General features: G+C 51.0%; 11 protein-coding genes. 4 read left to right on the forward strand and 7 right to left on the reverse strand.

What is annotated here, in order from left to right; genetic code table 11:
* Together V9K95_RS04125 and V9K95_RS04130 are read left to right on the forward strand one after the other, a co-directional pair.
* Positions 1–309 carry an ArsR/SmtB family transcription factor gene (locus tag V9K95_RS04125; protein ID WP_115052498.1) on the forward strand — a complete coding sequence of 103 codons (309 nt, stop codon included), beginning with the start codon at positions 1–3 and terminating at the stop codon, positions 307–309.
* Positions 310–706: 397 nt separating this feature from the next.
* Positions 707–2,998, forward strand: a complete 2,292-nt coding sequence (locus V9K95_RS04130) for a putative bifunctional diguanylate cyclase/phosphodiesterase (RefSeq protein ID WP_337345093.1) — start codon at positions 707–709, stop codon at positions 2,996–2,998.
* Between the two features lie 53 nt (positions 2,999–3,051).
* Here V9K95_RS04130 and V9K95_RS04135 read toward each other — a convergent pair whose 3' ends face one another.
* Positions 3,052–4,866 carry an acyl-CoA thioesterase gene (locus V9K95_RS04135; protein WP_307279312.1) on the reverse strand — a complete coding sequence of 605 codons (1,815 nt, stop codon included), beginning with the start codon at positions 4,864–4,866 and terminating at the stop codon, positions 3,052–3,054.
* Between the two features lie 300 nt (positions 4,867–5,166).
* Between V9K95_RS04135 and V9K95_RS04140 the strand changes: the two genes are divergently transcribed.
* Positions 5,167–5,313 carry a hypothetical protein gene (locus V9K95_RS04140; RefSeq protein ID WP_307279315.1) on the forward strand — a complete coding sequence of 49 codons (147 nt, stop codon included), beginning with the start codon at positions 5,167–5,169 and terminating at the stop codon, positions 5,311–5,313.
* A gap of 15 nt (positions 5,314–5,328) precedes the next feature.
* Here V9K95_RS04140 and V9K95_RS04145 read toward each other — a convergent pair whose 3' ends face one another.
* The 4 genes from V9K95_RS04145 to V9K95_RS04160 form a co-directional block, all read right to left on the reverse strand.
* Complete coding sequence (locus V9K95_RS04145) at positions 5,329–6,126, reverse strand: inositol monophosphatase family protein (RefSeq protein WP_336439757.1); 798 nt, start codon at positions 6,124–6,126, stop codon at positions 5,329–5,331.
* A 31-nt stretch (positions 6,127–6,157) separates the two neighbouring features.
* A complete protein-coding gene (locus V9K95_RS04150; protein WP_307279318.1) occupies positions 6,158–7,222 on the reverse strand; it encodes an ABC transporter ATP-binding protein in 1,065 nt (354 codons plus the stop codon).
* Positions 7,222–9,441: an ABC transporter permease gene (locus V9K95_RS04155; RefSeq protein ID WP_336439756.1), complete on the reverse strand. Its 2,220-nt coding sequence runs from the start codon at positions 9,439–9,441 to the stop codon at positions 7,222–7,224. The genes V9K95_RS04150 and V9K95_RS04155 overlap by 1 nt, the downstream gene beginning before the upstream one ends.
* An 81-nt stretch (positions 9,442–9,522) precedes the next feature.
* On the reverse strand, positions 9,523–10,551 hold the full coding sequence (locus tag V9K95_RS04160; protein ID WP_307286174.1) for an ABC transporter substrate-binding protein: 1,029 nt from the start codon (positions 10,549–10,551) through the stop codon (positions 9,523–9,525).
* Positions 10,552–10,732: 181 nt separating this feature from the next.
* Between V9K95_RS04160 and V9K95_RS04165 the strand changes: the two genes are divergently transcribed.
* The gene (locus tag V9K95_RS04165) at positions 10,733–11,749 is read left to right on the forward strand and encodes a LacI family DNA-binding transcriptional regulator (protein ID WP_336439755.1); all 1,017 of its coding nucleotides are present in this window, start codon (positions 10,733–10,735) and stop codon (positions 11,747–11,749) included.
* Here the strand turns inward: V9K95_RS04165 and V9K95_RS04170 are convergent.
* The gene (locus V9K95_RS04170) at positions 11,742–13,133 is read right to left on the reverse strand and encodes a GGDEF domain-containing protein (RefSeq protein ID WP_336439754.1); all 1,392 of its coding nucleotides are present in this window, start codon (positions 13,131–13,133) and stop codon (positions 11,742–11,744) included. The genes V9K95_RS04165 and V9K95_RS04170 overlap by 8 nt on opposite strands.
* 134 nt (positions 13,134–13,267) lie before the next feature.
* Positions 13,268–13,771 carry a peptide deformylase gene (locus V9K95_RS04175; RefSeq protein ID WP_336439753.1) on the reverse strand — a complete coding sequence of 168 codons (504 nt, stop codon included), beginning with the start codon at positions 13,769–13,771 and terminating at the stop codon, positions 13,268–13,270.
* Positions 13,772–13,921 lie beyond the last annotated feature (150 nt).

Consider the following 13,921-nt stretch of genomic DNA (forward strand, 5'->3'; position numbering starts at 1 on the left):
ATGAGACAGTTTGTGCATCCTTCTTCGTCGGATATTCGGCTCGAATCCGTACTTCACGCTTTGAGCGACCCGGTTAGACTTTCAATTGTCCGGCAATTGGCCCGTGAAGGTGAAGCCACATGTGCAGCGCTTGATGGCGGTCGCCCCAAGTCAAGCATGTCCCATCATTTCCGTATTCTGCGGGAGTCGGGCGTTGTAAAAACCCGCAACGAAGGGACATCCCATATGAACGAGCTTCGATCACATGATCTGGAGAACGTTTTCCCTGGCTTACTGACGGCAATTCTCAATGCCACGCCAAATATTTGAGCCCCAAACTTCAGCTTGAGCCGTCACATTTCCTAAAGGGATGGATGCTTCAAGCCAAATTCCGCTTATCAACAAGTCAAACAAGAGTGAATTCTATAAAGACTATACTTTGCGCAGAAAGTATACGATAATAAATAATAAATTGTTATTTTGCCGATATATGCAGTCAACAATTAGATTCCAACCAATGATACATATGTTGCACTTGACATCTATCCTCAATTGTCTAGATTTTTCTGCCTTAAAGACATTGGTAACTAATATAAAGAATGTGAAGTATTTTAACGAATACAGAACTCATAACGGATAAGACTGACTGGTCCGTTTTATCTTGCCGAGGCTCCGCGTGCGACTGTCAAGCTTCCATACTTTTGACGCTGTCCGATCGATGTTCGGCATGCGCGGAAACATAAATCCCGTTGTAAAACGGCGCGTTTACGCGGAGCAGATGGACGTTGCGCTCAGGCTGGCGCCTTTCACAGTTCTGGTGGCAATGTGTGTTGTGTTCGTTGTCACTTACGTTTTCTGGGACCTCGGCCCCCGCCCCTATTTGGCTGGCCTGGCGTTGGTCGTCGCTTTCATGACCGCCGTTTCCCTATTTGCCTGCTGGCAATGGTATAATGTTCCGAAAGTAAAGGAACTGGGCTTTGATGCCATAAAGTACCTCATCATCGTATCTGCTCTCTATGGCATTTGCCTTGGAAGCATACCACTGATGCTTTTCCTGGATGCCGACGCCTATCACCGGCTCCTCATAGCTTGTACCGCCGCGGGTCTGATGGCGACGGGCATTGGGGTAGCCGTCGTGCCGCTTGCAGCGATCGCTTATTCCGGCACGATCATCACCGGCTCCTTTTTCGCATTAGCCTCCACCGGCGAGGATTTTTTCCTTTTCATCGCAATTTTGCTGGCCTTCTACGCGCTTTTCATTTTGTTCACCATTGTTCACATGAGCAATCTCATTGTTATGAGAACTCTCGATCAGATCAAGGTGGAGCAGCAAAAAGAGGTTATCAGCCTGCTACTCTATGATTTTGAAGAAAATGCCAGTGATTGGATCTGGGAAACTGATGCTGACCTCAAACTACAGCATACATCGCCTCGCCTTGCTCAGATTTCCGCGAAAGCAATGCGCGACCTGCAGGGCATGCCTTTCGCGCAGCTTTTCAAGATAGACCAATCGCATGCAGACGCAGCGATAAAGGTCGGTTCGATCTGGCAGGCAATCGAAAACCGGACAACTTTCCGCAACCATATCCTGCCGGTGAATATCAAGGGCGAAACGCGCTGGTGGTCGCTTACGGGCAAACCAATTTTCGATAATGCCGGCCAATTCGTCGGATATCGCGGCGTTGGGTCGGACGTGACTGCGGCAAAACAATCCGAAGACCAATTGTCTTATCTGGCGCGCTATGACGTGTTGACTGATTTGCCCAACCGTACATTGTTCAACGATCAATTGAGTGAGGCGACAAAGAACCTGGAACACGGCCTGCGCAGCTTCGCTGTGTTCTGTATAGATCTTGATGAATTCAAGACCGTTAATGACAGTTTCGGCCACGGCATTGGCGATCAATTGCTGAAACAGGTCGCCGACCGTCTCCGGGGCAGTTCGCCGTCCACCTACACCGTTGCTCGTTTGTCGGGAGACGAATTTGCCATATTGGCAAATGGCGCCGACCACGCCGCGGCAACGGAACTTGCCCATCAACTGGTACACAATATTTCGCAGCCATTTTGGATCGACGGCATCCAGATCAACATCCATATCAGCATTGGCATTGCGATTGCCCCGACCGATAGCGTCAATGATATTATGCGCTGTGCAGATTTGGCGCTTTACCGTACCAAGAATGAAGGGCGTAACAGCTATCGGTTCTATGAAGTCGAAATGGATGCTCGGATAGAAGCCAAGCGTGCACTCGCCATGGACCTGCGCGGTGCGTTGGCCCGTAACGAATTCATCTTGCACTTCCAGCCGATTGTTTCGGCCTCAACGCTCAAGACTGTCGGGTTTGAAACGCTGTTGCGATGGAAGCATCCCGTTCACGGATTTATCTCGCCGACGGTCTTCATTCCCATAGCAGAGGAAACCGGTAACATTATTCCGCTTGGGGAATGGATCATTCAGGAAGCGTGCCGGACAGCGGTCGATTGGCCCGCCGATATCCATGTGGCAATCAATATCTCGGCGATCCAGTTTCGCCATTCCGATCTTGCCTCGATTGTGCGCGATGCGCTGACAAAGAACAAACTTAATCCCAGCAGGCTCGAACTGGAAATCACGGAATCCGTATTTCTCGAAGCAAATGTCGCTGCTATTTCGCTGCTCCGGCAGTTCCGCGCCATGGGTGTCAGCGTTGCGCTTGATGATTTTGGTACCGGATATTCCAGCCTGAGCTACTTGCGAAAAATGCCGTTCGACAAAATCAAAATCGATCAGTCTTTTGTTCGCGACCTTCCACATAATCGCGGTAGCTTGGCAATTATCAGAGCGGCCATGGGTCTGGGGGCAAGCATGGGCATGAAGATTACTGCTGAAGGTGTCGAGACGCGCGAGCAACTTGCATGCCTTCAAAAGGAGGGCTGCGATCAGGTGCAAGGCTTCCTTTTCAGCCCAGCCGAGCCGGTAGAGAAAACCTTTGCCCTGCTCGAATTTGATCGCGAAAGATATCAGGTCGCAAGCTAGAGCAAATTTTTCTTAGAGTAACATGGATCGATCCTGATTGGGCACGCTCGATATCAGGCTTGTCGCTTTGACTGTTCAATCGTTTTCGGGTGGTAGCTAGGTGACAGACGCGAGTCTTTTGGCCAGTATGCCAAAAAGCCCTTGATGACCTCTCCGGGTATGTCGAGCGGGTTATAATTGTCCCTGTCAACAAACATCAATGATTGCTCGCCATGCCCTAGAAGGCCTTGCGAACGGCTGTGAATCTCGTGACTTAAAGTCACGAACTTTCGATTGTGACGAGCAATCTTGATCCTGACAGTGATCTGCTCGAACTCTTTCGACTCCCGCCGGTAATCATGCGTGAAGGAACGGGTAAGAATATAGAAGCGAGTGGTAGCAAGATCAAAATCCGGCATGCAGACATTGAAAAACAACTCGCGCGCTTTGCCGACCCAGCGTACATAATTTGCAAAATACACATTACCGACCGAGTTGGTATCATCGTAGGTCGGAACAAGCTGCATAACGAACCACTCCCCATCGAAGCCATGTGAAGGTGTTGTTTCTTCATTACCCGACGACATCAAAGGTGCAGACATCGCCATACGCAAGGGTTGATCGACAATGTCCACGGGGATGGCTTTAGAGCGCGGCCCGACCAGCTCGATAATAACTGGAAGAGCACCGATAAGACCAATGAATGGCGATATCACCAAGAAACCCGGAATTGGCTCGACATAGCCAATTACAAAAATCAACGATGATCCACATCCAATCATGAAACTCAAAACCGGATCGAAGCGCGCCTTCGCTCCCAAAGCCTCACAAACAAGATTTGCCGACGCGCTGACAAACAGTGTCGCAAACGGCATCATAAAATACATCAGCGAAAAATTTGCTGGCACGGCAGCATAGGAAACCCATGTTGCTCCAATCAGCAGCCAGAGCGGTGAAGACGCAATGTTGTCCGGAATGAGCGCAAGCAACGGACTGTTACTACGCAGGTTTTTTCCCTTCAAAAACCACGAAGTTGCACAGTAAAAGCTGTCAACGGTCGACGCCATGGCTATCGTTGTCCAAATCACGAAGGCCACTGCAAGATAGGGCTGGCCATTTTCAGCAGCCAGTACCGTTGCTGCTGAAACTGCCCCTTGCGCGCTTGGCAAACCATCAATGGAAAGAATGCTGCCAATAGGGCCTACGGCTGACGCCGTAAGTGCATTGAGAAACAGAAACCCAAAAAAGAGCAAGGCTCCCATGCCGTAAGCGAGCCCAACATTTCCGCCTTCGCGCTTGATAGTCACAGCACGTTGCCAATGCTGTATATCCAACCATGGCCCGAGTAAAAAGCCGATCAGCGTTGGCATAATCAGGCCATAGAAACGCGCATCAAAACTTTGCAATGGAACGCCAGGATAAGACGAGGTTTTTGCCAGCCCCAAGTAAAGCACTATGCCGGCGGTCACACCAACCCCCGTATAAACAATGTGTAGCAACTTCAATTGCTGCAAGTTCAGTGCATGGCCAATAGCGCAGGCAAACAGGAGCAGAAGAGCAACACCAAGACCGGAACCTTCACCAACGACGGGCTGCCAGAGATAGGCGACAAATCCGAAGATTGTTACAACCAGCGCGGCCATCTGAAACAGGAGGAAAACGCCCGCATAGCGGCCTTCAATATCTTTGATAATCTGGTCCGGCGAGCGTTTGGTACGCCCTAGAATATAACCGAATAACCAAAGCCCCCCGACATTGGCTATTGCAAATCCAAAGAAGCCCAGCCAGCCATATGTCAGCGTGACATGAATGGAATAAAAGAATCCCAATCCCCAAAGCCAAGAGAGGCCAATTGTCGGCGCCCAAAGTAAATCCCGCACAAACTTCATGATATCCAGCTTTTCCAAAACCGGTGACCCACACACCAACATTAATCGATGTTATTCGCCGTGATAAGTCAATGATTTGCGCCCCATGCGCGCATCATGAAACCGTACTTTTTTAACGTGCTCAATTTGAAGGCAGAATTACTTCATCTAAAGAGGTTTTTGTGCCTATTTGAGCGTATCACCTGCCTAATGTCAGACCAATAACACATCTTCATGGCGACATGCTTTCAAATTTGAGGGCGGGTGCTATTGCCACCATAACAGTCGGATGATCTATAATTGTGGCAGGAAGGAATATTCATGAATCGCAATATGCTTTTACTGGTCATCGGCGGGCTGATCGTTCTGGTCGCAGGTTTGGGATTTTACATTTACGACAAAGAGTCAAAGCCCGATGGCATCGAGCTTAAGATCAATGAGAGCGGGATTTCCATTCAGGAAAACTAACGAGCGTCGAATCGCTTACAGGTTTGCAATTTTCCGCAAATCATTAACGGCGCCCAGGGCAGCGGCAAGGACGGGCGCTCCCTTTGTAAGCCCGTCACCCTTGACCGGAAATGGATGATGCCAGCCACCAGCCTCTTTAACGAGACAATATCCAGCCATACAATCCCAAGCGTGCATGTAGGGTTCGTAATAGCCTACCAGTCTACCGGCTGCCACATAGGCGAGCATCAGCGCACCAGAACCGTTACGGATGAAGTTTCCACCAGCATCCAGTAGCTTTTCGACAATAAGAGCGACACTTGCCGGGCTCACATGATGGTTCGCACCTATTCCTGTGACCGCGTCACGGATTGTTCGCTCGCCATTAAGCGTCAGCAGCTTGCCATTCAGTCGCGCGCCCATTCCCACCGCTGACGCATATAGCTCGTCATTGCATGGAACATAGATTACGCCGATGGCGATTTCTTCGCCGTGGAGCGCAGCAATCGAAATACACCAGCTAGGCATGCCATTGACGAATGGGCTGGTACCATCGATCGGATCGATAACCCACGTATAGTCAGATGTACCGGAGCTAACACCGTATTCTTCGCCCAATATAGCGTCATCGGGGAAGCTTCCGATAATCCGGGACCGGATAAGCTCTTCTACTTCCCGATCTGCGATGGACACCACATCTTGAGGATCGGCTTTTGTCTCGACAATCAACTGTTCTCGCGCATTGAAATATTTCAGTGCAAGCACTCCGGCTTCAACTGCCATCTTTCGGGCCAAATCCAAGCGGTCTTCAAGATGGGCGGCATGCGATGTCATTATCTGTTCCCCTGATATAAATAGTGGTCGCTCAACTATTGATGAGTGCTATGCCACGGTGGTGAAATCCGATGCTAATATTGGTCCCTGGTTCCAAGCGCTGATCTACCGCCGGATCGACGACAAAGAGCGTGCCAGATTCCGTCTCGACTTCGTATTCCACGTGATCGCCAAGATAGGCCATAAACTTGATTCTCCCGGGAAACGCAGCATTCTCCGCAGCCGATAAAGTGATGGCATTCGGCCTCACCGCAAGTTTGGCCGGACCAGGCACAGAATGACTGCGAGCCGGAACGCGATGTTCAAGCTTTCCAACTTGTACGATCGCTTGGCCATTTTCGGTGCGAAGCACTTCACAAGGCACAACATTGGCTTCGCCTATGAAATCGGCAATGAACGAAGACACAGGTGCTTCGTAAAGTTCGCGCGGAGAACCCTGCTGCGCCACAACGCCGTTCTGCATCACAATAATTCGATCGGATACAGCCAAGGCCTCCTCCTGATCGTGTGTTACGTAAACGGCTGTAAAGCCAAGGCGTTGTTGCAGTTCGCGAATTTCTGTTCTCACGCGGCGGCGCAACCGTGCGTCAAGATTGGATAGTGGCTCATCCAGCAACAAGACTTGTGGTTCCAGAACCAGAGCGCGGGCAACCGCAACGCGTTGCTGTTGCCCCCCAGAAAGCTCAGCCGGCAATCTTTGGCCATAGCCAGCAAGTCCAACCTGGTTCAGCCCCTCTTCTGCCCGTTCCCTCGCCTCCGCTTTTTTCATCTTTGACGATTCAAGGCCGTATGCCACGTTTTCCAGAACTGACATATGCGGAAACAGCGCATAGGACTGGAACACCATTGATACGTCCCGCTCGTTTGCGGGGAGCATCGTAACATCCTTGCCGCCTATCAGTATCCGTCCGGCAGTTGGATGCTCCAGACCGGCAAGCATGCGCAGCGTGGTCGTTTTGCCACAACCGGACGGCCCGAGAAGGGTGACCAAGGTTCCGGGTTCTATGTCGAGCGACAGATCATGTATGGCGGTAAATGTGCCAAACTGCTTTTTGACGTTGGAGAAAACAACTGATCCTGTAACATTCGGTGCCATTACGCGGCCTTCTCTGGAGATGCAGATGGTATGAAAGCAGTTGCAACACGGTTCTCGCGGCGCAATTTCCTCTCTCCCACCAAAAGCTGGAAACAGGTGATGATAACAATCATGACAATGATGAGCATGGAAGAGTAAGCAATCGCCACGCCGTACTCACCATTTTCGACAAGGCCGACAATATAGGCGGTCGCCATATTGTATTCAGCGCTGACGAGGAAGATGACCGCGCTAATCGAGGTGATGGCCCGAACAAACGAATAGACGAGCGCTGCAACGATCGCTGGGCGCAGCAAGGGCAAAATCACCTTGCGAATTGTCCGGAAGCTGGCGGCGCGCAAGGTCAGCGAGGCTTCATCGAGGCTCTTATCGAGCTGGCTCATGGCAGCAATACCGCCCCGCACACCTACCGGCATATTACGGAAGACAAAACACGCAACCAGTATCAGCGCGGTTCCGGTCATTTCCAGCGGAGGGAGATTAAACGCCATAATGTAGCTGATACCTATAACGGTACCCGGGATAGCAAAGCTCATCATAAGCGCAAATTCGAAGATGTTTCTGCCAACGAAACGCTGCCGGACGATGAGGTAGGCCGTCAGCAAGCCAACAGCCGCTGTTAAAGGCGCTGCGATCAAGGCGATCTTGATGGTCGTCCAGAAAGAGTTCCAGGCGACGCCAGTCCAGGAGATTCCGCCATCAGCGAAAGTGAATGAAAAGGCCCGCTGGTAGTGCTCAAAGGTCAGCGTATTATCAAGCCCCCAGGTGCGCACGAAACCGCCAAAGAAGATCATCCCATAGATAACGAGCGTGAAAATGATCCACGGTATAACAATCGCATGGACACCAATCGATAGTGATTTTGGAAGGGCGATATGAGCACCTGAATCACCCTTCCCTGTCACCGTTGCAAAACTCTTGCCGGATAGCCAGAAGCGCTGTGCCAGAAAGGCTGACAGAGTGAAGAACAGAAGAATTATCGCGAGTACCGCGGCGCGTGACGGATCGTTTTGCGAGCCGACAACAGCAAAGAATATCTCCGTTGAAAGGACGCCGTGACTGCCTCCGAGCACAAGCGGATTGCCGAAATCGGCCATGCTTTCGATGAAGCCGATCAGGAAAGCATTTGCCAGGCCGGGTTTCATCAAGGGAAGCGACACCTTCCAGAATGTACGCCAGCGATCTGCCCGAAGGGTTTGCGAGGCTTCCTCCATCGACGGGCTTACGCCTTCGACCACACCGATAAGAACGAGAAATGAAATTGGCGTGAACGACAAAACCTGAGCGATCCATATCCCGGTCAGACCGTAAAGCCAGCGGCCCGGCTCAATCCCGAAAAGGCTCGATAGCTGTTGGGTGACAACGCCTGCGCGACCAAAGAGGAGAATCAACGCAAGGCCGATGACGAAGGGCGGCGTGATGATCGGCAGAATAGTCAGCAGACGAAGGCCCTTTTTGAAGGGAAATCGCGTACGCGTTGCAACGAGCGCAAAACAAAGCCCAAGCAAAGTAGATCCAAATGCTGCCAGTATCGCCAGCAGAAGCGTGCGCCATGCGATGCCGCAGCGGTTTCCCCCTATAACGCAGTCCAGACTCCAGATTGATGGGTCTTGAATGTTGCGGATGAATCCGGACGGGTCAAATGAACCGTCAAAGCTTTGAAATGCTCCGACAAGCATGCTTCCAACCGGATAGAAGACAAAAATTGCCACCAGGAAAATGAGCAATGCGATGGATGCCACAACAAACGCATCGCCTCTCAATACGCCTCTTTCAGCAAGGCCGAACGAGAACAGCAATACAAAAGACAGGGCGACCAGACCGGCACCGGCGCCCATCGATGGCTGTCCATCAGAAAGTGGACCGAACAAATGCTCGCTAATGAGCCAGGTCCACCCGGTAAAACCGACAGCGAGCCCCTGAAGAACCAGAAATATAAGACCGGCGGCTCCAGCAGCAACAAGAAGATTTGATCGAAGTTTCGACACGGTCAAGGTTCGCGCAATAAGGCCAACCGCAAAGATGAGCGCGATGATCGCGATAGTCCATCGGCCATAGGCGAATATCTGGACGAGCCCCGGTCCTGCTGCACTAGCTGGAAAACCATCGAGCCAATCAAACCCGTAAAAACCTGTTTCAACTTTATACCAAGGCAATAGAATCAGACCCGTAAGCCCAATACCGAGAGCGATGTTCAATCTCCGGTCACTGCGTTCCATAAGGCCTTCCGCGCGCTATCTTCAAAAATATGGCGAGAGATGCCCGGAAACCCTCCGGGCATGCTCCAGATTAATAGACAATCAATTAGCGCTTGCGCCGATTTCCTTATCCCAACGCTCAAGCAATTCCTTGCGCTTGGCAGGATCACCATAGGTTTTGAAGTCGTAATCAATGAGCTTGATGTCTTCAAACTTCGGAGCTTCCGGCGGAACGACGGCACTCTTGTTCGAAGGCAGCTGGAAGGATTTTGCATCCTTCATGTGCGATTGCGTGTCAGCACTCAGGGCCCAATCATACCACTGCTTGGCTTCGTCAAGGTTGCGAGCCCCCTTGATGATCGACATCGAGCCGATCTCATAGCCGGTGCCCTCGCATGGTGCGACAGCCTTGATGGGAAAACCTTCCGATATCTGCGCCACAGCATCGTGCATAAACACAATACCGAGCGCAGTCTCACCGCGGGCCGCAGCCTTAACCGGCGCCGAACCGGATTTTGTGTATTGTGAGACATTGGCATTGAGCTGCTTCAAATATTCGTAAGCTTTATCTTCTCCCATAATTTGCACGAGAGATGCCAAGGCCGTGTAGGCCGTACCCGAGGAATTGGGGTTTGCCATCTGAATTTCGCCCTTAAAGGCAGGATCAACCAAATCAGCCCAGCATTTGGCTTCCTTGAGACCCTTCTTTTTCACGATTTCCGTGTTGTATCCCCAGCCAAGCGCACCGGCGTAAACGCCCACTGTTTTATAATCAGCGCTCTCAGCCTGTTTTTTGGCCCAATCCTGCAACTGGTCCAGCAGTGGAGATTTATACTCCTGCGTCAGGCCTTCGGAAGCAGCCTGAAGGTGAGGATCACCGGTCCCTGCCCACCAAATATCGGTTTTTGGATTACGCGCCTCTGCGCGGATTTTGGCATAGGTCTCTCCAGACGAGAGTCTCACCATATTCACGGAAATCCCCTTTTCTTTCTCAAACCTGTCCTTCATCATTTCGCAGATAACGACATCGGCCGAGCAGATCAAATTGAGATTTCCAGCTGCCTTGGCTTCGCCCGGCACCATCTGAAGTCCAAAAGCAAAAGCAGCGGCAATTGCGAACACTGAACGCATCATTATTCCTCCCTGGATAACACGGCACCTCCATGCCGCACGCATTTTGCAAGCGTGTGCAAAAGTTTCACATGCAAAGTCCTGTTGTCAAGTAAGGAACTTGAATACTTCCGATAAATTTGCATATGAATGCAGTTATGTTGTACGCAAGCGTGTGCAAATTACGCAAAGGGAGGGCTTTTTGAGCAAGTCATTTGTCAGCGCTAATGACGTCGCACGTCATGCGGGCGTATCGCGATCAGCAGTTTCTCGCGCGTTTACGCCTGGCGCGAGCGTTTCAGAAGATACGCGCAAACGCGTCATGAATTCGGCTCAAACTCTGGGATACCACGTCAATCAGCTCGCGCGGGGCCTCATGCGCAGCGAAAGCGGTATTGTCTGTCTCGTCGTATCTGAAATGGACACGCCATATCGTGCACGGCTCGTTCGCGCTTTCTCTCACGAACTGCAAAAAGCCGGAAAAATATCAATGCTCATCAATACCGATCGTTCAGACGGCGGTGTTGATGCAGCTTTACGGCAAACATTGAACTATCGCGCTGATGCTTCAATATTGCTTTCGGGACTTCCTGACAAAGCGATCACAAAGCTGTGCCTCGACAGCGGACAGAGGATCGTTCTCATCAATCGCGACGATAACATTAATGGTCCTTTTCACATCAATCTCAACGACCATCAGGCAGCCAAGGTAGCTGTAAATGCCTTTTTAAGAGCGGGTTGCCGTGCACTTGCGTTTGTCAACTCAGAAGTGGGAACGCCGAGCCTGATGGCCCGGGAAAACGGCTTCCTGGCTGCGGCAGCAAGTTTTGGTCTCAATGTGACAGTTACCCGCCATGGTAATACGGTTTACGAGAGTGGCAGGCATGCTGCGCACTCCCTTCTAACCAGTGTTGACCGACCGGATGCCGTTTTTTGTGTCAATGATTTGATGGCGCTCGGATTTATAGATAGTGCCAGGCAAGATTTTGGCGTCCGGATACCCGAAGATCTTTGCGTGATCGGCTTCGACGACATTGAGCAAGCTAGCTGGTCTTCCTATGAACTGACCACTTTTACTCAACCGATTGATCAAATCGTTCAGGCGAGCCTGTTGTGGTTGAGCGAAGCCGCCGATACCCAGAACGTCAAATCCCAGACTTTCAATGCTCCCCTGGTTTGGCGAAAAACCGTTCGAGGCAATCATCAGCAAGTTAGCTGAATGCTCCCCAAAGACTAACTCTCCCACGTCCATTGCGTTTGGACTGGTAGAGTGCAGTGTCGGCCAGGTTCAAAAGATCGTCCGGCCCGGCGATTGCCGCTCTGTTGTTTTCGTCAAGTATCGCTATACCGAGGCTAATCGATACCAATCCACTCGGGCTCGCCTCATGTTTAATTTTCATTGCAGTGACGGAATTAAGCATCTGAGTTGCGGTTTTCATCACCTCGTGCTTGGAAACACCGGATAAGAGCGCGGCGAATTCTTCACCCCCGAAACGAGCCAGCGATCCGCTTGTCTGTTTTACAACCTTGTTCAAGCTGCGAGCGACATGAATAAGACAGTCATCGCCTGCGAGGTGCCCGTAAAAGTCATTATAGGTTTTGAAGTGATCAATATCGACCATTATCACGGCGAGATCCTTGTGGACATCATGAGCCTGTCCAAATGCTTGCCGCAAAAGATGAGCAAATTTTCGTCTGTTCGGCAAATTGGTGAGATGATCGCGCTCAGAAAGATTCCTGAGCTTGCGATTAGCAGCCAAGAGTTTCTCTTCGAGCTTCAATCTCAATTCGACCGTGCTCGAAAGTTGTTCTTCGATACGCTTTTGCATGCTGATGTCGACACTGGTCGCCAGCAGGCGCAACGGCGCACCGTTGGCGTCATATTCAACAATCTTGCCGCGACTTAATATCCAAGTATCGCCGCCATCAGGCCGTTTTACGCGATAGATTGCTTCAAAAAGCGGGTTCTTGCCACTGAGTGCATCATCGAATGCCTGGAGTGTGTGTGCCCGGTCGTCCGGGTGCAGAATGTCCCAGCCAACGCTTGGCTTTTCAGCCGCATTCGGGTCAAGCCCGAGTAGAATGCGATATTGTGGTGAGCGCCACACCTGGTTGGCTGGTATATTCAGATCCCATATCCATTGGCCGGCATTCTCAAGGGCATAGGCAGTCCGCTGTTCAGTTTCCTGCAACTTGCGGGTGGCCCGGCGTAATTCGGTAATATTGGTATAGGCAACTGAAATACCGGCAAACTGGCCCAGATCATTCATCACAGCAGCAGCAGAAACCATGAAGCTTTCTTCAGCGATCTCGACTTCACCATCCGCAATGACTTCTCCACTCTTGGCCGCTGCCAAGCCTTTGCGCAAAAGCGGAGCGTGGAGTGGAACAATGTCCTCTATGTTACGGCCAACAGCTATCTTGCTTTCCACACCTAGCAAGCGAGACAGTTGGTCATTGATCGTGACAATCAATCCATCTTGATTGAGGTAGCAAAGGCCGACCGGCACCCTGTCATAGACTGCTTCAATCTGAAGCAAACGATCACCACCACTTTCATTCGCTATATTGAAGGGTGATTGTCGCGACTTGCTGATTGGCATGGCTCTACTTCCACTTTGCAACCTCACATTGCCTAAAGAAGAAAGGTGCAGTCAAGAATAATACTATGTGATTGCGCCGATAGATTGTTCTAGATCAAATCAGCTACCCAATAGATCGCCACGGTGCCAGAAAATTATTCTATAATGTTTCCGATCTTACCGAAGCGCTTGACGATCCGATCCCGTCGCAATTTGGATAATCGATAAATCCAGAAAATCCCATCGAGTTGATCAATCTCATGTTGCAGACAAACTGCAAGCAGACCATCGGCGGCTTCCGTTTGCTCGCGGCCCGACAAGTCCTGATAACGTATCCGGATTGCAGCAGGGCGCTCTATGGATTCCGTGACGCCCGGCATGGAAATGCTTCCTTCGTCATACCGCGCCGTTTCGCTGGACGACCATTCCACCATGGGATTAACATAAATTGATGGTCCCGCCCCTCCAGGAATCTCTATGGCAATAACGCGTTCCAGCACACCAATATGAGGGGCAGCAATACCAATTCCAGGTGCCGCTCGCATTGCCTGCAGGAGATCATCTGCCAATTCCTGCAAATGTTGATTGAACTCTTTCACGGGCTTGGCAATCGCTCGCAAACCAGCATCCGGAAACGTTAAAACCCTTCTTCTTGTCAACGCAATTCTCCATTAGGCAGATGGGCGAGAGAGGTCATGAAATAACCTTTCTCGCCGCTATAGCGCAATGTCCTGCAGGAAGCTTGCTTTACAAGGGAAGCTGGGAGCGATAATCGAAATGTCGTCGCTCGGATAAATTTGAGCGGCACA

The sequence above is a fragment of the Phyllobacterium sp. CCNWLW183 genome (genome assembly GCF_037203775.1).
In the GTDB taxonomy this organism is placed as follows: domain Bacteria; phylum Pseudomonadota; class Alphaproteobacteria; order Rhizobiales; family Rhizobiaceae; genus Phyllobacterium; species Phyllobacterium ifriqiyense.